Annotated in this window: 21 protein-coding genes; 16 read left to right on the forward strand and 5 right to left on the reverse strand. The window is 35.9% G+C overall.

Translation table 11 applies throughout. The annotated features are described in order from the left end of the window. Positions 1–149 precede the first annotated feature (149 nt). On the forward strand, positions 150–3,590 hold the full coding sequence (gene pyc, locus AN957_RS10465; protein ID WP_056683999.1) for a pyruvate carboxylase: 3,441 nt from the start codon (positions 150–152) through the stop codon (positions 3,588–3,590). Positions 3,591–3,626: 36 nt separating this feature from the next. On the opposite strand, the gene AN957_RS10470 is transcribed toward pyc, so the two are convergent. Continuing rightward, positions 3,627–4,595, reverse strand: coding sequence for a COX15/CtaA family protein (locus tag AN957_RS10470; protein WP_053475463.1), 969 nt, complete (start codon positions 4,593–4,595; stop codon positions 3,627–3,629). A gap of 638 nt (positions 4,596–5,233) precedes the next feature. Between AN957_RS10470 and cyoE the strand changes: the two genes are divergently transcribed. The 7 genes from cyoE (at position 5,234) to AN957_RS10505 (ending at position 12,132) form a co-directional block, all read left to right on the forward strand. Further along, complete coding sequence (cyoE, locus tag AN957_RS10475; RefSeq protein WP_053475464.1) at positions 5,234–6,172, forward strand: heme o synthase; 939 nt, start codon at positions 5,234–5,236, stop codon at positions 6,170–6,172. Positions 6,173–6,426: 254 nt separating this feature from the next. Continuing rightward, entirely contained in the window at positions 6,427–7,500 is a 1,074-nt protein-coding gene (gene coxB, locus AN957_RS10480; RefSeq protein ID WP_053475465.1) for a cytochrome c oxidase subunit II, read from the forward strand. Between the two features lie 27 nt (positions 7,501–7,527). Then, positions 7,528–9,402: a cytochrome c oxidase subunit I gene (gene ctaD / locus AN957_RS10485; protein WP_056684002.1), complete on the forward strand. Its 1,875-nt coding sequence runs from the start codon at positions 7,528–7,530 to the stop codon at positions 9,400–9,402. Further along, positions 9,402–10,031: a cytochrome (ubi)quinol oxidase subunit III gene (locus AN957_RS10490; RefSeq protein WP_056684004.1), complete on the forward strand. Its 630-nt coding sequence runs from the start codon at positions 9,402–9,404 to the stop codon at positions 10,029–10,031. Before ctaD ends, AN957_RS10490 begins: the two co-directional genes overlap by 1 nt. A gap of 3 nt (positions 10,032–10,034) precedes the next feature. Next, entirely contained in the window at positions 10,035–10,370 is a 336-nt protein-coding gene (ctaF, locus tag AN957_RS10495; protein ID WP_053475468.1) for a cytochrome c oxidase subunit IVB, read from the forward strand. 145 nt (positions 10,371–10,515) lie between these two features. Beyond that, positions 10,516–11,418, forward strand: coding sequence for a cytochrome c oxidase assembly factor CtaG (ctaG, locus tag AN957_RS10500; RefSeq protein WP_056684009.1), 903 nt, complete (start codon positions 10,516–10,518; stop codon positions 11,416–11,418). 246 nt (positions 11,419–11,664) lie between these two features. Further along, positions 11,665–12,132 carry a DUF420 domain-containing protein gene (locus tag AN957_RS10505; protein ID WP_053475470.1) on the forward strand — a complete coding sequence of 156 codons (468 nt, stop codon included), beginning with the start codon at positions 11,665–11,667 and terminating at the stop codon, positions 12,130–12,132. Positions 12,133–12,173: 41 nt separating this feature from the next. On the opposite strand, the gene AN957_RS10510 is transcribed toward AN957_RS10505, so the two are convergent. Next, on the reverse strand, positions 12,174–12,533 hold the full coding sequence (locus AN957_RS10510; RefSeq protein ID WP_053475471.1) for a YugN family protein: 360 nt from the start codon (positions 12,531–12,533) through the stop codon (positions 12,174–12,176). A gap of 236 nt (positions 12,534–12,769) precedes the next feature. Between AN957_RS10510 and safA the strand changes: the two genes are divergently transcribed. Together safA and AN957_RS10520 are read left to right on the forward strand one after the other, a co-directional pair. After that, positions 12,770–13,402 (forward strand): SafA/ExsA family spore coat assembly protein, encoded by a 633-nt coding sequence (safA, locus tag AN957_RS10515; protein ID WP_053475472.1) that lies wholly within the window; start codon positions 12,770–12,772, stop codon positions 13,400–13,402. A gap of 110 nt (positions 13,403–13,512) precedes the next feature. Continuing rightward, positions 13,513–14,661, forward strand: coding sequence for a CAP domain-containing protein (locus AN957_RS10520; protein ID WP_082446531.1), 1,149 nt, complete (start codon positions 13,513–13,515; stop codon positions 14,659–14,661). Positions 14,662–14,698: 37 nt separating this feature from the next. On the opposite strand, the gene AN957_RS10525 is transcribed toward AN957_RS10520, so the two are convergent. Together AN957_RS10525 and AN957_RS10530 are read right to left on the reverse strand one after the other, a co-directional pair. After that, positions 14,699–15,055 carry a hypothetical protein gene (locus AN957_RS10525; protein ID WP_056684012.1) on the reverse strand — a complete coding sequence of 119 codons (357 nt, stop codon included), beginning with the start codon at positions 15,053–15,055 and terminating at the stop codon, positions 14,699–14,701. Between the two features lie 30 nt (positions 15,056–15,085). Beyond that, positions 15,086–15,571 carry a PaaI family thioesterase gene (locus AN957_RS10530; RefSeq protein WP_056684015.1) on the reverse strand — a complete coding sequence of 162 codons (486 nt, stop codon included), beginning with the start codon at positions 15,569–15,571 and terminating at the stop codon, positions 15,086–15,088. A 139-nt stretch (positions 15,572–15,710) separates the two neighbouring features. On the opposite strand from AN957_RS10530, the gene AN957_RS10535 reads away from it, so the two are divergent. The 5 genes from AN957_RS10535 to AN957_RS10555 all read left to right on the forward strand — a co-directional run bounded on the left by AN957_RS10535 (position 15,711) and on the right by AN957_RS10555 (position 17,978). Next, positions 15,711–16,115: a YlbD family protein gene (locus tag AN957_RS10535; protein WP_053475475.1), complete on the forward strand. Its 405-nt coding sequence runs from the start codon at positions 15,711–15,713 to the stop codon at positions 16,113–16,115. Between the two features lie 13 nt (positions 16,116–16,128). Beyond that, positions 16,129–16,368, forward strand: coding sequence for a YlbE-like family protein (locus AN957_RS10540; protein ID WP_056684019.1), 240 nt, complete (start codon positions 16,129–16,131; stop codon positions 16,366–16,368). 156 nt (positions 16,369–16,524) lie between these two features. After that, complete coding sequence (locus AN957_RS10545; protein WP_056684021.1) at positions 16,525–16,953, forward strand: hypothetical protein; 429 nt, start codon at positions 16,525–16,527, stop codon at positions 16,951–16,953. 54 nt (positions 16,954–17,007) lie between these two features. Then, complete coding sequence (locus tag AN957_RS10550) at positions 17,008–17,451, forward strand: YlbF/YmcA family competence regulator (protein WP_053475478.1); 444 nt, start codon at positions 17,008–17,010, stop codon at positions 17,449–17,451. Between the two features lie 251 nt (positions 17,452–17,702). Further along, entirely contained in the window at positions 17,703–17,978 is a 276-nt protein-coding gene (locus tag AN957_RS10555) for a YlbG family protein (protein WP_053475479.1), read from the forward strand. A 294-nt stretch (positions 17,979–18,272) separates the two neighbouring features. On the opposite strand, the gene AN957_RS10560 is transcribed toward AN957_RS10555, so the two are convergent. Beyond that, entirely contained in the window at positions 18,273–18,662 is a 390-nt protein-coding gene (locus AN957_RS10560; RefSeq protein ID WP_053475480.1) for a DUF7147 family protein, read from the reverse strand. Between the two features lie 222 nt (positions 18,663–18,884). Here AN957_RS10560 and AN957_RS10565 point away from each other — a divergent pair, with 222 nt between their 5' ends. Continuing rightward, positions 18,885–20,303, forward strand: coding sequence for a stalk domain-containing protein (locus AN957_RS10565; RefSeq protein WP_056684024.1), 1,419 nt, complete (start codon positions 18,885–18,887; stop codon positions 20,301–20,303). The last annotated feature ends 47 nt before the right edge of the window (positions 20,304–20,350 follow it).

A 20,350-nucleotide genomic window follows, 5' to 3' on the forward strand; every position in this document is an offset into this window, starting at 1 on the left:
TGCTTAATGTTTGTTATTAAAGTGAATTAGAAAAGAGCAAGATAAATAGATAATTAGAATCTAAGTGGTTTTGAGAACGGTTTGATCCTAGACCGTTCAATACAAATAATTACCAGAAAAATCAAAAAATAAAACTAGGGGTGTTTTCCTTGAACCGATCAATCAACAAAGTGTTAGTAGCAAATAGAGGCGAGATTGCGATCCGCGTATTCCGTGCATGTACTGAACTACACATTCGAACCGTTGCTATTTATTCTAAAGAGGATACGGGTTCTTATCACAGATATAAGGCGGATGAAGCTTATCTAGTTGGTGAAGGGAAAAAACCGATTGATGCCTATTTAGATATTGAGGGCATTATAAATATTGCTAAGAGCAGTGATGTGGATGCTATTCACCCTGGATATGGATTTTTATCAGAGAATATCCAGTTTGCACGACGATGTGAGGAAGAGGGAATTATTTTTATTGGACCGGAATCCAAACATTTAGATATGTTCGGTGACAAAGTAAAGGCAAGGACACAAGCACAGCTTGCTGAAATCCCCGTCATCCCAGGCAGTGATGGACCAGTTAACTGTATTGAGGATGTAATGCACTTTGGGGAGAGCCATGGGTTCCCAATTATCATTAAAGCTTCACTTGGCGGTGGCGGAAGAGGAATGCGGATCGTCAAGCATATTAACGAAGTAAGAGAAGCATATGAGCGGGCAAAATCTGAAGCAAAAGCGGCATTTGGCAATGATGAAGTATATGTAGAGAAGTTTATTGAAAAGCCAAAGCATATTGAAGTGCAAATTATCGGTGATAAACATGGAAACATTGTTCATTTATATGAAAGGGATTGTTCGGTTCAACGCCGCCATCAAAAAGTAGTTGAAGTTGCACCATGTGTTTCATTATCTCCAAATTTAAGAGATGAAATTTGCGAGGCTGCAGTAAGGCTAATGAAAAATGTGGATTATATTAATGCTGGTACCGTGGAATTTTTAGTATCAGGTGAAGAATTTTATTTCATCGAGGTAAATCCGCGTGTACAGGTAGAGCATACTATTACAGAGATGGTAACAGGAATAGATATCGTTCATACACAAATTTTAGTTTCTGCTGGGTATCCTTTACACGGTGATAAAATCGGAATTCCTACGCAGGAGAATATCCATGTTAATGGCTATGCCATTCAATCTCGTGTAACAACAGAAGACCCATTGAACAACTTCATGCCTGATACTGGAAAGATTATGGCCTATCGTTCAGGTGGAGGATTTGGTGTACGTCTTGATGCCGGAAATGGATTCCAAGGGGCAGTTATCACACCTTTTTATGATTCATTACTTGTAAAGCTATCTACTCAAGCAATGACTTTTGAGCAAGCGGCTTCAAAAATGGTCCGTAACCTTCAGGAATTTCGAATTCGTGGGATAAAGACAAATATTCCATTTCTTGAAAACGTGGTGAAACATGAGAAATTTCTTACAGGTAAGTATAATACTTCCTTTATTGATCAAACACCAGAATTATTTTTGTTCCCAAAACGAAAAGACCGTGGAACGAAAATGTTAACATACATTGGAAATGTGACGGTAAATGGTTTTCCTGGAATCGAAAAAAAGAAAAGACCGGTTTTTGAAACACCGAGAGTGCCAAAATTAAATTATACAAATAATTATCAAGAAGGAACAAAGCAAATTTTGGATAAGTATGGTCCAGAAGGATTAGTAAATTGGGTGAAGGAGCAGAAAGAGGTATTATTAACAGATACAACCTTTCGTGATGCCCATCAATCATTATTAGCAACCCGAGTTAGGACAAACGATATTAAACATATAGCTGAACCGACAGCAAAGCTTTTACCGGAAATGTTTTCGTTTGAAATGTGGGGAGGAGCAACTTTTGATGTTGCTTATCGTTTCCTGAAAGAGGATCCATGGGAAAGACTGCTTACTTTAAGAGAGAAAATGCCAAATGTTCTTTTTCAAATGCTCTTAAGGGGTTCGAATGCAGTAGGTTACAAGAATTATCCAGATAATGTAATCCGTGAATTTGTGGAAAAGTCAGCTCAAGCAGGGATTGATGTATTCCGTATCTTTGATAGTTTAAACTGGCTGAAAGGAATGGAAGTTGCGATTGATGCTGTTCGCCAATCGGGAAAAATTGCAGAAGCTGCGATATGTTATACTGGTGATATTTCTGACCCAGCTAAAACAAAATATAATTTAACTTACTATAAAAATTTAGCTAAGGAACTTGAAAATCAAGGTGCTCATATATTAGGTATTAAGGATATGGCAGGTCTTCTTAAGCCGCAGGCTGCCTATCAATTAATTTCTGAACTGAAGGATACTGTGAATATTCCAATCCACCTTCACACACACGACACGAGCGGCAATGGAATCTTTACCTATGCAAAAGCAATTGAAGCAGGAGTAGATATCGTTGATGTAGCTATTAGTTCAATGGCAGGATTAACATCCCAGCCAAGTGCAAATTCACTTTATTATGCTCTTGAGGGCACAGACCGAAAACCGAATATTAATGTTCAAGCACTCGAACAATTAGCTTATTATTGGGAAGATGTTCGGAAATATTACAAGGAATTTGAAAGTGGGATGATCGCCCCACACTCGGAAGTATATCAGCACGAGATGCCTGGTGGCCAATACAGCAATCTGCAGCAGCAGGCGAAGGGTGTAGGACTTGGGGAAAAATGGGACGATGTGAAAGAAATGTATTCCCGTGTAAATCAAATGTTTGGAGATATTGTCAAAGTAACTCCTTCTTCAAAGGTTGTTGGTGACATGGCGTTATATATGGTGCAAAATCAACTAACTGAAGAAGATGTTATTAACAAAGGATTGACATTAGATTTTCCTGATTCGGTTGTGGAGCTTTTCGAAGGTTACCTTGGACAGCCGTATGGGGGTTTCCCTAAAGAATTGCAAAAAGTAATCTTGAAAAATAAACAGCCTATTACGGTTCGTCCAGGGGAATTGCTAGAGGGTGTCGATTTTGATGCAATAAAAGAAAAGCTTTTCAATGATCTAGGCAGACAAGTTACGATGTTCGATACGCTTGCTTATGCGCTTTATCCAAAGGTGTATATGGATTATATAAAAACGGTAGAACAATTTGGTGATATATCCGTTCTTGATACACCTACATTCCTTTTCGGGATGAGATTAGGAGAGGAAATAGAGGTAGAAATTGAGACAGGTAAAACACTAATTGTGAAGCTTGTTTCGATTGGTCAGCCTCAGGCAGATGGGAATAGAGTTGTATACTTTGAACTAAATGGACAGCCTCGTGAGGTTGTTATTAAAGATGAGAGTATTAAGTCAACGGTAGCTTCCAAAATAAAGGCTGATCCGCATAATGAAAGTCATATAGGGGCTTCCATGCCAGGAACAGTTATAAAGGTTTTGGCTGAAAAAGGGGAAAAAGTAGAAAAGGGTGATCATCTTATGATCACTGAGGCGATGAAAATGGAGACAACCGTACAAGCACCATTCTCGGGAACGGTTAGCGATATCTTTGTAACAAATGGTGAAGCGATTCAAACAGGAGATATATTACTTGAATTAACAAAATAAAAAGCGTTGCAGCTATTGCTGCAACGCTTTTTTGCATTAATGGATTGTGACTGGCGGGATTGAAACTTTTTCTTCCTTATTCTTTATTTCCTCAAGTGCCATTGCATTTTTCTTGCTCCGTGAAGTTAAAAGGATGAAATAACTCAAAACCCCAAAAAGACAAGATATAAAAAATGCGTGTGCAAGCGCAATATATAAATTTAAACGTGAAAATATAACTAATGCACCTGCTATTACTTGAAGAGTGACAAGGATGAAAGAGATAATCCATCCCCAATAAATGACCTTTTGGTCCTTGTAATGCTTTACTGCTAGAAAAGTGATATAGGCAATCCATATAAATATAATGCCAGCAGCAGTACGATGCCCCATTTGCACCCATTCATGCATGTTTCCAGGGAGTGCAAATGAGCTGTTTATGCATAATGGCCAATCACGGCATACTAAACTCGCATTGACATGTCTGACGAGGGCTCCTGTATATACGACAACATAGCTATAAATAGAAACACCAATGATATGTCTTTTCATCCGTTTATCGAGAATAACCTTTTCTGCTTCGAATTTTTTGTCTACTTCAAATATTAAGAGGGTAAGTAATAATACAGTAGCAAATGAAATAAGGGAGATGCCGAAATGAAGGGCTAGAACAAAGTCTGATTGTCCCCAAATAACAGCCGCAGCACCAATTAACCCTTGCAGTACCAGAAAAAAGAATGAAGTAAATGATAAAAATTTCGTCTCTCTAATATGGCCTATTGCCTTCCAGGTCCATACGGAAAGAAGTAATACCATCAAGCCTACTGCACCCGAAACCACACGATGAGCCAGTTCAATAATTAATTCGGGTGTGATATCGGTAGGTACTAGTTCCCCATTGCAAAGTGGCCATGATCTACCGCAACCCATTCCTGAATCTGTTTTTGTTACAAGTGCTCCTCCTAACAATATGAGAAGCATCCCTATTGTTGTTAAAACGGCGAGCCATTTCAATGATCGTTGCAAAGTTATTCACCTTCTTCTAAAAATTACGTTCATTATAATAGACAACTATTAATAAAAAAGTCATTGAATGAGTTTATCGTACCCATCATATCGAATTTAATATGAAATGAACAGAACTAGCAGATGCTTTTTCAGATTCTACTGGAAATATTTTAGATATTCAATATTTTTATTATTATTCACTGTAATTATAGTATTTAGGGTTGAAAGTTTTTACAGAGTTTGCTAGAAATAGAATGGAGGTCTAAATAGGTGTTTGAATGAACGATACCTTATTCTAGGTAACTCCAAGTGGATCGAAGTAGGACATGAATAAACTCTTTTATATTATGGCAGAAAAACAACATTTCTTTAAGAGCAAAAATGCGCTGACACAAAAAATTCACAATTTATTCGAAAAATGTTCACAAAAGTTCATGAAAGTGTGATTTAATATACAGAGGAAGGTCTGTTTTTCTACATAAAAATTTTACAATGTTTTTACGTTATCTATAGTGGAAAAGTATTGTACACATAATGTATAAGGATGTACCCTTCGTTTTTTATTGCAAATATAGTAATGTAAACTGTAATGCTTTATAGTAGTTGTAGTGAATAATGGTGTATTTGTGATAAGAGATAAAGGAGGAAATAAAAACATGTCTAATACGAGGGCTGTCATTGATGGAGGCATCGATAACAATGATCAACGCCTAGATAATAAAGTGCCAAAATCTACTGCGTGGAAGGATTTTCTTTCTCTCATTAAGATTGGAATTGTTAATTCAAACTTAATTACTACTTTTACAGGGTTATGGCTTGCTTTGCATTTTTCATCTAAGGGCTTTTTTAGTAATTTAGATCTTGTGTTCTATACATTAATTGGATCAGGATTAATTATTGCTGGTTCATGTGCTCTTAATAACTACATAGATCGAGATATTGACCCTTTAATGGAAAGAACAAAGAAAAGACCAACTGTTACGGGCAAGGCGAATCCAACAAAAGTTGCAGCAATGAGCTTCCTATTAATTATAGCTGGAACTCTTTTCTTAATGATGACAACAATGACAGCTGTAGTCATTGGGTTAATTGGAGTGTTTAGCTATATTGTTCCTTATACAATATGGTCAAAAAGAAGGTATGTATCTAATACCGTTATTGGCAGTTTCTCTGGTGCTGTCCCGCCGTTAATTGGCTGGGCTGCTGTAGACGCAAATCTTGATATTATCGCATGGGTTTTATTTTTAATTATGTTTTTCTGGCAGCCGCCTCATTTTTATGCACTTGCTATGAGACGAGTAGAGGAATATCGGTCAGCCGGTGTCCCAATGCTTCCTGTTATAAAAGGATTTAAAACTACTAAGCGTCATATTTATATTTGGATTGCAGCATTATTGCCGCTTCCGTTTTTTCTTCCTGAGTTAGGATTGCCTTTCTTAATCCTTGCGACATTGTTAAATATTGGATGGATCGCAACTGGGATATATGCAAGAAAATTCAATGATGATATTAAATGGGCAACTTTAATGTTTGTATACTCTCTACAATATCTGACTATCATGTTTGTAGCTATGGTAATAATCACACTTTTATAAAAAAAATTTGGAGCGAAGGGTTTTTTTAATAGTTTTTTAATTATTAGCACGTCTTCGCTTCTCTTTTTATTATGAAACGAATAATTGTTTCAATTTAATAATAATTTCTACTAATGAGTTACATACTAAAATGTCAAAAACAACTTTTGTTAGGAATTCTTTCTTTTCCTAAGTATTGAAAGAATTTATTCATAATTTTTTTGAATTAAAAAATTCAAACAGAAATTTTAAAGAAAGAGGGGATTGATTAGCTTATGAAGAGGCTTGCAAAATGGCGTCTAGTATCATTATTTGCAATTCTGACGCTCGTGCTTTCTGCTTGCAGTGGTCAACCATATTTATCTGCGCTACAACCTGCTGGTGAAGTAGCAAAAAAACAATATGATTTAATGGTGTTTAGTACAATTATGATGATTGCTGTAATGGCGGTAGTAGCTGTGATTTTCATTATTGTATTAGTGAAGTTCCGTCGGAAAGATGACAAAATTCCTAATCAAGTTGAAGGAAATCATGCAATGGAAATTATTTGGACTGTTATACCGATCTTATTAGTCCTTGTCCTAGCAGTTCCGACAGTATCTGCTGTTTTCAATTTCGCTGATGTTGATGCAATGGAGAAGAAGAATGAAGATGGTTCCTCTGATGCACTTGTTGTCAATGTACGTGCAAATTTATATTGGTGGGAATTTGAATACCCAAATGAAAAAATAGTAACAGGTCAAGAACTAATTGTTCCGACTGATGAAAAGGTTTATTTTAATTTAATTGCTTCAGATGTAAAACATTCATTTTGGATTCCAGCAGCTGGTGGGAAAATGGATAACAACACTGAAAATGTAAATAAATTCTGGTTAGAATTTGATAGTGAAAAAGCTGACCCTGATAAATTATTCCAAGGACGATGTGCAGAGCTTTGCGGACCATCACATGCTTTAATGGATTTTAAAGTAAAAGCCCTTCCTCGTGCAGAGTTTGATCAGTGGGTTACTAATATGCAAAATATTAAGGAACCACAGGAAGCAACAACTGATTTAGCACAGCAAGGTCAAGAAATCTTTAATCAAAGCTGTATTGGCTGTCACGCTGTAACGCCATCAAATGGCACACCTGCCGATGCTCGTATGGCACCAAATTTAACAAACTTTGGTGATCGTAATATTATCGCAGGATATTTAGAGCATAATGAAGAAAACTTGAAAAATTGGTTATCTGATCCAGAAACATATAAACCAGGAAATAAAATGACTGGTACTTATGGTGAATTAACACCTGAACAACTTGACGCGCTAACTGCGTACTTAATGGGGTTAAAGGTTCAAGGTGAATAGGGATATGTTTATAAAGGAGGTAAAATTGTGAGTACCAATGCTCAGAAAAGAGGATTTGGGGCAACGTTATGGGACTATTTAACAACAGTAGACCATAAAAAAATTGCACACCTATATCTTATAGCTGGCGGATTATTCTTCCTAATCGGTGGTCTTGAAGCGTTATTTATCCGAATTCAGCTTTTAAAACCTAATAATGATTTTGTAAGTGCAGGATTATTTAATGAACTTCTAACAATGCACGGAACAACAATGATTTTCTTAGCTGCAATGCCGCTCGTATTTGCTTTTATGAATGCGGTTATGCCGTTGCAAATTGGTGCACGTGACGTTGCTTTTCCATTTCTAAATTCATTAGGATTTTGGCTTTTCCTTTTTGGCGGATTATTTCTAAATCTTTCATGGTTTTTAGACGCAGCACCAAACGCTGGATGGACGTCTTATGCATCACTTTCGATAGCTCAGACAGGACATGGAATTGATTTCTATGCTCTCGGCTTACAGATCGCAGGGTTAGGAACCTTAATTGGTGGGATTAACTTCCTTGTTACGATCATAAATATGCGCGCACCTGGTATGACATATATGCGTATGCCGATGTTTACATGGACAACATTTGTAGTATCTGCACTAATTTTATTTGCATTTCCTCCATTAACTGTCGGTTTATTCTTAATGACTTTTGACCGTATGTTTGGTGCGAACTTCTTTGATGCAGCTATGGGTGGAAATACGATTATTTGGGAGCATTTTTTCTGGATCTTCGGTCACCCAGAGGTTTATATTTTAATTTTACCTGCTTTCGGTATTTTCTCAGAGATTTTTGCGATCTTCTCAAGAAAGCGCTTATTTGGATATTCATCAATGGTATTTGCTACAGTGTTAATTGGATTCTTAGGATTCATGGTTTGGGCTCACCATATGTTCACAACAGGTTTAGGACCAATTGCCAATTCTATTTTTGCAGTGGCAACGATGGCAATTGCTGTTCCAACAGGAATTAAAATCTTTAACTGGTTATTTACCATGTGGGGCGGAAGTATTCGATTTACAACTCCAATGCTATGGGCAGTTGCCTTTATACCATCTTTCTTAATGGGTGGAGTTACAGGGGTTATGCTAGGTTCTGCTGCACAGGATTACCAGTATCATGATACGTATTTCGTTGTAGCTCACTTCCATTATGTAATTGTTGGTGGAGTAGTGTTTGCCTTATTCGCTGGAGCTCATTTATATTGGCCAAAAATGTTTGGAACGATGTTAAATGAAGTGTTAGGCAAGATTACTTTCGTACTATTCTTTGTTGGATTCCATATGACGTTCTTTATTCAACATTTCTTAGGATTGTGGGGAATGCCGCGTCGAGTATTCACTTACCTTCCAGGGCAAGGATTTGAGACATCAAACGTAGTAAGTTCGATTGGTGCCTTCTTAATGGCAGCCGGTGTTATTGTCCTATTAATCAACGTTATTATTACTAGCGTGAAAAATGAAAAGGTTGGTAATGATCCATGGGGTGATGGACGTACGCTTGAGTGGGCTTTGTCATCACCACCGCCATACTATAATTTCAAACAGCTTCCACTTGTTCGTGGTCTTGATGCATACTGGATTGAAAAAATGGAAGGCAAAAAAGGAATGACTCCAGCTGAACCGCTTGGGGATATTCATATGCCGAATAATTCCTTTATTCCATTCTTAATTTCTTTAGGTCTTTTCATCGCTGCGTTCGGTGCTATGTACCATGGAGACGAAGGAAATACTTGGGGAATTCCAGTGCTGATTTTCGGTCTTCTGTTTACAATAGGTTCAATGTTTGTACGCTCGATCAAGGATGATCATGGCTATCATATTCCTAAAGAGGAATTAATCGATGACAATGATAAGGGGGTTAAGGCATAATGCATGTAGAAGAAAAAATGACTGTTGAAACTTGGCCTGCTGCGCCTGAAAAACAAACCCTCGAGGCAAAAAATAAATTCTTAGGTTTTTGGTTATTCTTAGGGGGAGAGACGGTTCTTTTCGCCTCTCTCTTTGCAACATACCTTGCATTAAAAGATTCAGTACCTAGAAGTGATATGCCATTAGCAAAAGATCTTTTTGAGATTCCACTTGTATTTGCAATGACCATGATCCTTTTAACAAGCTCTTTGACAAGTGTGTATGCAATGTACCATATGAAAAATTTCAGCTTTAAGAAAATGCAGGTTTGGTTAGGCATCACGGTTGTTCTCGGCTTAGCTTTCTTGGGTCTTGAAATTTATGAATTCAATCATTATGTACATGAATTCGGTCATACTTTTACTAGCAGTGCTTTTGGTTCTGCCTTCTATACACTTGTAGGCTTTCATGGTGCTCACGTTGCTTTTGGATTGCTCTGGATTACTACTTTAATCATCCGTAATAGTAAACGTGGATTGAATCTGTATAATGCACCTAAGTATTATGTTGCAAGCCTTTATTGGCATTTTATCGACGTTGTATGGGTATTTATTTTTACAGTAGTATATTTAATGGGAATGGTGGGATAACTGATGGCAAATGGACAAATTAACTCAGGCAACCCTCGTGTAGACATTGAATATCGCCGTAAAAAGAATGCGGAAGAAATGAAGCATCAAGTAATCACGTTCGCTTTGATGATTTTCTTGACGCTTATTGCTTTCGTTGCAGTAGCATATGAAGGATTTACTGGATGGTTTATTGTTCCGTTTATCTTACTGCTTGCAGGTGTTCAAGTGGTCTTCCAATTGTTTTACTTCATGCATATGAGTCATGAAGGGCATGAAGCGCCAAAGTTATTCATGTACACGGGAGTTTTAATTGCTTTTGTAACAATTCTTTGCTATACAACTATTATTTGGTGGTAACTTTTTCTAGGGAAATCGGCTATTAGCCGATTTCTTTTTATATAAACCGAATATTAGCAATAGTAAAAATGCTCTATGCTTGGAGATTTTAATGTATAAGAGTATACTATTGGTGTATGTTTTTTTATAAAGAGGTGATAACGAAGTGTCGATATCAATATTTGGTTTCCGGGCATTATGGAGTCCTATCTTTTTCGCCGTATTAGTATTAGTTTTAGTTGGTTATTTCCTTATTACTATGAAATTCAGGCATAAATTTTCGCGAAGTGAGCCATTAACAAAGGGTCAGGCGATTAATTTCTCACTGGCGATAATTCTTTTATATATTATTAAAGGTTCACCTATTGATCTGATGGGGCATCTTATGTTTTACGCTCATATGACTCAAATGGCCGTTCTTTGTTTAATTATTCCACAGTTAGTTATTCTGGGAATTCCACCATGGATATGGCGAATGCTTCAAAATAAAAACTCTTTCAAGAAAGTATTTTTTGTCTTTTCAAATCCAGTGATTGCACTGATTTTGTTTAATGGGGTCTTTTCAATCTACCATATTCCATTAGTTTTTGATTTCATCAAAACAAATATGTGGCTTCATGCTGGCTATACATCGATATTATTTGTTTTAGGGATCTTCTTTTGGTGGCCACTCATTAATCGATTAGAAGATCAGCATACGATAAGCGGGTTAAAAAAGGTTGGCTATATATTTGCTGGTGGTGCGTTGCTATTACCTGCCTGCGGGTTAATTATTTTTGCTGATGTGCCACTTTATGCAACATTCTCTGATCCAAACGCATGGGCGAAGGCGTTGGAGCTCTGTGTTCCCGGTACAACATTGGCTGGCTTAACTTTAAGCGGACCAGAGGTATTTAGCTCAATGTCTTTATTATATGATCAGCAGCTTGGTGGAATTATTATGAAGATTATCCAAGAGATTGTGTATGGTTTTGTCTTAGCAAGAGTTTTCTTTAGCTGGTATAAGAAAGAGCAGGAAGAAACTGAAGTTGAAAAACAACATAGACTAAACCCGCAGCCAATTGAGTAAATAAAACCCCATCTCACTTAGATGGGGTTTTGTAATAGGGAATATTCATTTGTTTTTGTTCTATATAAAAAATCACGTTTTATTAAATAAAGTATGAACATTTTCGGAACTTTTAAGAATAGATGCTTTTGTTGATGGAGAGTTGCGGTATACTTAAAGATGGAACTAGTAATTAGGTATTGGTTCTTTTCCTATTTAAGTGGAAATGAATGAAGAGGGTCAATTATTACATTGAGAGGGAGATATATGGATTATTCATTGCCGATTTTACCTACAATAAGTACTACATTCATTGTTCTTAGTGCCATTTTTGTTGCAATTGGCTGGGGACAAATTCGAAAGCGGAAGATAGACGCACATAAAAAGACAATGACACTAGCGGGTATTTGTGCAACTATTTTCTTTATTATTTATATGAGCAGAACCATTTTTATTGGGAATACAGCCTTTGGCGGTCCAGATGAAATCAAAATTTATTATACTATTTTCTTAATCTTTCATGTGACGCTAGCTACAACTGGAGCTGTATTTGGGATTATTTCGCTTATAAGCGGTTATAAAAATAAATTAGCCGTACATCGAAAGCTTGGTCCAATAACTAGTATCATTTGGTTTTTTACAGCTATTACTGGTGTAGTGGTGTATCTGCTATTGTATGTATTTTACCATGGCGGTGAAACAACCTCTACGATTAAAGCAATCTTAGGTTCATAGAGAAAAAAGAAAGACGCATCAGATGCGTCTTTTCTTCTTTATTATTGTGCAAACTTTTCAATTTCAGTATTTAAGTCATTTAGGATTTTCTCACATTGGCTTACTAGCGTCTTTGGATAATGTTCATCAGCGCCATATTCAACGCCATGTGGATAGTAATGTTTTCCTAATGCTGGTGTCATTAATTGAATGACAGCTTTATCCGCACCTACATCCCCTTCAGCAGCATAGCCGAATACGCGTAAATAATATACGCCTTCTTTTAAATCAAATTTACGGTCGTATGTAACTCTTTCATAATCCCATTGACCTGCGCGAACTAGTCCATAGGTTAACATTAATTCATCTAATCGATTTAAGTCTGCTTTCTTTTTTTCAAGACCCGTATTTTCAAACTGCATGTTTGTCCCTCCTAAAAACAATCCCTTAATAGCTGTTTACAGCATATTAGGTGAAATTTAACAAGTTTTATCCCAAATCTAATAATAGTTCAAAAAGAGAGAAGATGCAACGGATTCATTAAATAAACCGATTAATCCCTTATTGAATTCAAGAATTTGTAACGAATTTCTTAATGGATCGAGAAGTTTCTCAACAATTGGAAATGCTAAGTATGGTCACAGAAAGGGGTTTTTGAATGAAAAAAGTATTTAAGTATGCATTGATTATTTTCTTTTATTTTTCATTTAGTTCTACTGTTAATGCTCAAACAAACTATGTTGTGATGGAGGGAGACACGCTTTGGAGAATTGCAAAACATTATCAAGTTAGTCTAGCAAAAATTATACGAAGTAATCAGCAGCTACAAAACCCAAATTTAATTTATCCTGGGGAAGTTATCATCATTCCAACTGTTGAGTGGACTGACGGAACTAAAGTTTCATTAAGTAAGGAAGAGAATAAACTTGCTGACCTATTGAACAGTAAGAGAATTCAGTTGGGGATGAAACCTTTAATGACCGATGATTCCTTAACAAAGGCAGCAAAGCTAAAATCAGCCGATATGATAGAGAATAATTATATTTCCCACCATTCCCCTACATATGGTGACCCTTCAAGCATGTTAAGTAAGCTAAATATTTCTTATCAAAGTGTAAAGGAAAGTATTGGAGCAGGTTATCAATCAGCTGAGCTAGTCATCTCTTCTTGGTTACATTCAAGTGCGAACCGAGAAATTATTTTAAATAATCGGGCAACTAAAATGGGGATTGGCTATGTTAAAGGGGGAGTATATGGACACTATTGGACCGTTTTGATTGTAGAAAGTTAAAGAGCAATTAAATTGTGTTTTAATAAATACTGAATTAGAACATCTATTAGGGTGTTCTTATTCATGTTCTTTTAAAACAATATCAGAATGTTCAGTTCGCTCATCTGAAAATGAATAGGAATAATGATATACTTACTAGTGGAAAAGAATATATAATAATAACAAATGATAGAAAGGAGGAAACCCTTCTGCGTAATCTTGTTCGGATACTCGTGCTAATATCTGGATTATTAGCAGTTGTATTTTTATTTAATACGAATATCAGCCAAAAAGAAGAGATATTGGTAAACGAAGAAGATCAACAGCCTAAAGTTGACCAAACTTTGGATGAGGTTATTTCTTTACAAGGTCCTTCAAATTTAGAAATTCCTCAAGAAAGCTTAATAAATATGCTTGGTAAAACAAGCGAAGAATTGGTTCATATTCTAGGTGAGCCTGAAAGAAAGGATCCAACATTTTATGGCTATGACTGGTGGATATATAAAATGGACTTGCATACATATATCCAGGTTGGTGTTGAAAAAGACAAGGTTGTTACGGTTTATGCAACAGGTTCAAATGTACAAATCCCTCCTTTCAAGATTGGGCAGTCTATTGCAGATATTTACCACTTAACAACAATTGAAGCGAATATTGGCTTGGATTATAAAGACAGTTCTTATATGTTTGAATTATCAGAGGATGATATGAACACCCGTCCACTAATAATGGTAGGGGATGCCTTTATACAGTTGTATATTGATAAATTTACCGGAACTTTGTCAAGTATCCGATTGTTAAATGCAGAGACTTTAATTGAGCAAAGACCTTATGAAATGGTCTATCGAGGTAAGCTTCTTGAAGTAAGTCCACTAACAAAAGTGATTGAAGAGGAAGTCGAAAAAGGAAATGAAAGGCAGATTTTTGACATTACTAATATTTTTCGTATACGGCATGAACTAGAGCTTTTAGAATGGGATGAGCAAACGGCTGAGGTTGCTTTTGCACATAGCAAAGATATGTTTGAAACAAATGATTTTTCTCATACATCTAAGAAATATGGAGAATTATCCGATCGGCTGGATGCTGCAAATATTTTTTACCAGACAGCGGGAGAAAATATTGCAGCTAATTATATGGATGCACCAGCAGTTGCTGAAGGCTGGCTAAATAGTAAGGCTCATCGAGAAAGCTTGCTAAATGAACAGTTTACACACTTAGGTGTTGGAGTTTATAAGAAACATTATACTCAGAATTTCATTGAAAAATGGTCTGAATAGCAATTATTTATTTTACTTCTTTTAAAAGAGCTTGGTATCAAGCTCTTTTTTCAACCCTGCTCACTTGGAAATAATCTTGCTTCCAATTGCCATATACATGTACGTAGTCACCTTTTTCAACCTTAGGCATTGTTACTCCCTTTTCAATGGGAATGACTTTTCTTACTATCCATTTTCTTTGTTCCATTTGAATTGACAGCTCTAAAATGTATACAAACCGATAATATGAAAAACGTTGCTTAGAGCCGGTTACTTCCTTAATTTCACCATATATAATGGCTTCTTCTGCGACACTTTTTAAATCTTCCCATTTTTCCATACTATCGCGCATGTCTCTTTTTGCAATCCAGTAAAAATAAAGGCAAATAATAGGGATAACAATGGCTGTTACCACTTTTTTACCACCACCCGAAAGAAGATGTCATTATTTTTTCTTGATAATAAAAAAGCTTCCAGTTGCTTGTGCAATTTTTTTTCCGTCAGATCGGTGGACTTCTGCCGATAGTACCATATTCTTTGTTCCTTTATGGTCAATATACGCCTTGCATTGCAAATAATCTCCCTTTCCAACAGCTAAATAATGAATATTTAATTGGGTTGTTACTGCACCATACCCTTCTGGGAGAATCGAATTAGCCAATGTGCCCATTGCTGAATCAATAATTGTAGCAGTAATGCCGCCATGGACAATCCCTAAAGTATTATTTAATAGGGGGGAGAGTGGAACGGTTAAATGGCATTCTTTATCATCCATTGTTCGCTCCATATGAAGCAAACCACCAATATATGAGCTGTTGATTTTTTTTTGTTTTTTATTGTAGCCTCGCAGTATGTTATTTAGGACTTCCAGTTCTTCTATAGTAGCTTCTTCCATACTTTGTTCAAATAGTTCCCTAAGTTGTTCCTTCATTTTGTATTCACCTTTCAGCAATATTCTGCATTTTTAATATTATCACTATTAGATTCATTTCACCATTTATCTTTTCACCATTTGTGTTGATATTCATAAAGTATAGTAGGTTATTGTAACAGTTAGAGGTGAATAGGGAATGGCGAAAAAAAAACTCCATCCTTCTGTTGAACAATTCAAAACGTTTGTAAAAGCAAATCCGAAAATTATGGAAGAAGTCAAAACAGGAAAAAAAACCTTGCAGGAGTTTTACGAAGATTGGTATTTATTGGGGGAAGAAGACTCTAGATGGGATTCATTGCGGACAGGGGCAGAGAGTGAACCTGCGCAAGAGGAAAAGGAGAAAAAAACAGATTGGATCGGAACGATAATGGGGACAATCCAAAAGGTGGATCCCAATGAAATGCAAGGATATGTTAACAATCTAAGTAAAGCATTAGCGGCAGTACAAGGCGTGATATCCCAATTCCAAGGTGGAGGCACTGTAAATACGAAAGTGGCCGAAACAAAACTGAGCAATCCATTTGTTTTCAAAAAGGATTAAAAGGGGAATAAAGATGAGGCAAGATATTGCAAATTATGTGGGAAAAAATAAACAGCTGAAGAATTTTATTAGAGAACAGCCTATTTGGTATCGAAAACTTTCACGGAACCCTCAGGAAATTCAGTCGTTAGAGGTAGCAGCCTTGAATTATTATAAAAATACAATCCCACATAAAGTCGAAAAATTTTCAAACGGCGTACAAATGGCATCAATGATGATGGGGATGTTTCAAGCGATGAATTCACAATCATAAAAGAAGTTCTCTTAGGGAGAGAGCTTCTTTATTTTGTTTGGCAGCTCTTACGTGAAAGAGTAAAAAGTATATCCAAGGTACACAATAAATACATAAAGAAATTGAAATTCGTTTACATCAAAGAGTTATATTGACGAAATGAAGGAGTGAAAGCCAATGAAAATGTTTATATATGTAATAACTATTTGTTTGGTTATGGCAATTTCAGGATGTAAAAGAGATATACCTGAACCAGAAACAAAAACAAATGGAAAACCAACCAGCCTTCATAGTGTTTCTCATGATATACCCGTATTTAAAACGACATTGAACAGCAAGGAACCATTTTTTGTTAAATATAAGATTGAGGGGAGTAATGTACTGATTGAATGTATTATTCAAGGAATTACCTTTAGAGAAACGGCAGGAAATAATAAAGGTAAAATTATTTTATATGTTGACGGGAAAAAGAAGGAAGAGATTTTATCCGCTGCATTTATTGTAAAAGGCTTAACTTCTGGAACACACCGACTTACATTAGAGGTAGCGACAGAAAAAGCATCAACCGTAATAATGAAAAAAGAATTTGATGTTACAATTCGATAACTTTTACGTTTCCTCTGTTTCATGATAAAATATGAAACGGAGGTGAGCTTTATTTTGCTTGCTACAATTGAGGGAATAGAGATTTTAGATCATGCTGAACAAATAGCTGCGATGATTATTGATTCAGAGGAAGCGGAGTATTACCGCCAATGTTTATATAGATTAAAACATAATAAAGATACACAGGCCAAAATAAGAAGCTTCGTAAAGATGAAAGAGCATTACGAGGACGTACAGCGCTTTGGTAAATATCATCCTGATTACAAAACGGTAATGAAGTCCGTTAGGGAATTAAAGAGAGAAATGGATTTGGATGAAAATGTCGCTGAATTTAGAAAGGCAGAGAACGACCTTCAAGCGATATTAGATGAAGTGAGTGTATTAATTGGTCATTCAGTGTCTAATCAAATAAAAGTTCCGACAGGGAATCCGTTCTTTGATAACTCTTCTAGCTGTGGAGGCGGATGTGGTTCCGGAGGAAGTTGTGGTTGTTCATAAATGACGGACGGCATGGAGTAAATCCATGCTGTTTTTGTCATTGACTAGGTATTTATATAATCGGATATTGTTAATAACTTAGTGATGAGTTGGTCTTCAGGGACGTTCGTCTTGTGCTGGTCGGGGGGTGCTCAAGCTGGTTGTTGCCTTTTTCATAATTTTCTGATGAGTAATTTCTTCAGACCATTGAAATATATAGTTTTTTTATGCTAGACTGTTAAAAAAGAATTACTCTTGAAGGGGAAGAATTTATGCTCGGTCAACGGCAAGGAATTATCGTCTGGCTATATACATTAAAACAGGCGAAAATGTTACGAAGGTTCGGTAACGTTCATTATGTATCGAAGCGGTTAAAATATGTAGTCTTATATTGTGATATGGATGAAACAGAAGGATTAATTGCCAAAATTAGTTCGTATTCATTCGTAAAAAAAGTCGAACCATCTTACAAGCCATATTTAAGAATGGAATTTGAAAATTCGAAGCCGGACAAGGCAAAAGAATATGATTATAAAATGGGAATATAAAAAGTTGAGGGCAATGCTCTCAACTTTTTATATTGTATTTTTTGCGACGGAATTTCTAACATTCATTCAGTGAACTGTCTAGCCACGATACATAGCCCGACATACAGACGAACGAGTGTCGACTATGCGACAGGACGAGGGAAGCTTCATCAATGACGCATCCACGACAAAAAGTGAAGCTTTTTTAATAGGTCGTCTTCTTTACTCCTCGAGATCTCAAGCCAAGCCTCCTATAAAGGTAAAGAATTTTTGCTTGTGCTTGTCAGTGGTGAGTAAGTAGGAACCTGCTCTTTCTCATTGAAGTGGCGGAATATAGTGATTTAATCGGAGGATTCCGATGACATACTGGTAAAATAGTTCTTTTTCAGCAAAACTTGTAGAGGGTTTGATGTCGAGTTGGATCACTGTCTTTTGCAATTCTTCTGCAGCCTCCGCAAAGAGATCAAAACGCTTGTTTGGTGTAACATTTGGATTAGGGATTCCCTCTCTGCAAATATATAATGGCTGAAAGTTGCCGGGATTTGTTGGATTTAAGACAACGACAAGGGAAGTCACCTTTTTATTGTTAATAGAAGTATGAAAAGCCATCATATGGCTGAGCCGAGATAGATTGGATTTTGCGATCTCAATTAATTCATATATATCAGAATAGCCCTCACCAATTTCAATAAACCGTTGTATCAAATTAATTTTCCTCCTCTGAATCGAAAAAAGTAGTTTTCCTCCTACTTTATCACTTTCTACTTGAAATTTGAAGTATTATTAGTTGAGTGGCAATAGAATAAATTGTGATCTTCCTACGACAAAATGAAATGAATTTTGCTAATTTGTTTCAAATTTTGTGTGACTGATGTCGAAGGATTTGATATTGTAAATGTAAAGGAAATATAGGTAAGGGGAATACCAATGTGGAGAACAGCTAGTTTATTATTTGTAGCTCTGACAACAGCCATTGGAGGTATGTTGTCCATGCAATGGAAAGCATACTCAAAGCAAGAAAGCCAAATAGATCATAATGAAACAGTAACACAAGAGCTTACTGTACAATCTAGTGAAAAAGACCTGCGTATTTCACAGCGTATTACTGGTCTTACAAAAGAAAAAGAATATAAAGTTATCATTCCAAATGAACTTTTTCATTGGACATGTATAAAAGACAACGGAGATGTATGTGAATCTAAGGATGAAAATCCACAGACATTTTTACCAGATCAGAATACACTCATATTTCAATACACGATTCCGATTCAAAAAGAAGATGCTTCCTTTTTTCTAAGCGAATGGACAGCAAGAATTTCGCAAGTTACGGTAAGAACGACAGATTTAGAGATCATTGATACATACAGAAAAAAAGGTACTTGGATTGCAGGAGCACCTTTAAAGGGATTAAAGGAAATGGATTTAATTGATTATTATTTATTTAAAGGTGTTGGAGATGCACCATCCTTGTATTGGGAGCCAACGTCCCTTCATAAAATTCAGAGAAATAATATTACTTATTATAGTGAACAATCGGTTAAGAAGAATCGTTTTCAATTTGATGAAATGGCAAACTTAAAAGGGTTTCCTAATTTATCTGTCGTTTTAACTGATCAGTCTGTTGAGAAAAGCGGCAATGGATTAATAATTACTTCTCCAGCCATTAAAGATGAAGATTTAAAGTGGAAGCTCGTTTACGATTACTATGAAACAAAATTTAAAGGTAATTCTGAGGAAGATAAATGGTTATTGGATGTCTTTACTTCTTATACAGTGAAACGAGAGTCTGGATTTGAGAAAAGCAGGGCCATTCTTGAAGAGTTAAATAAAATGTTGTCTGATGAAGAGTTGACTTATTTATTCAATCGTGTGAACAATGAAACAGCTGAGATAACTGCTGAAAAGCTAGATGATTTCATCTATGATTTAAAGGGGCGGAATACCCGATTTTTTACCAAAAATAAAAATGAATCAGTTGAATTTGTTCCATTTTATTATTATGACCCACGAAGTTTGATAATAAATGAAAAGGAACAGGAGGATGATATTGAAGCGATTTATAAAGAAAATAAAATTCTTTATCCATTTATAGATACGATAAAAGGATTGGGATTTGAGGTTACAATGCTTCCAGATCATGAGGCAATACTAGTAATTAAGGATAAAAACAGTTATCGTTTTTACTTGAATCGTAATATTTTTATTTATAATGAAGAAGATTATGGATTATTGGAAAATCCACTAACAAATTTAAATGGAAAATATTATATTAGTAAACAATGGCTGCAGCAGTTATTTAAAGTTTCGATTGATGAAGGTGAAGAGGCCATTACGATATCTATGTAAAAAAAGAAAACCCTGCAGAAATTTCTGCAGGGTCCTTCTATATCCTA

Source organism: Cytobacillus solani (assembly GCF_001420595.1).
GTDB lineage: Bacteria > Bacillota > Bacilli > Bacillales > Cytobacillaceae > Cytobacillus > Cytobacillus solani.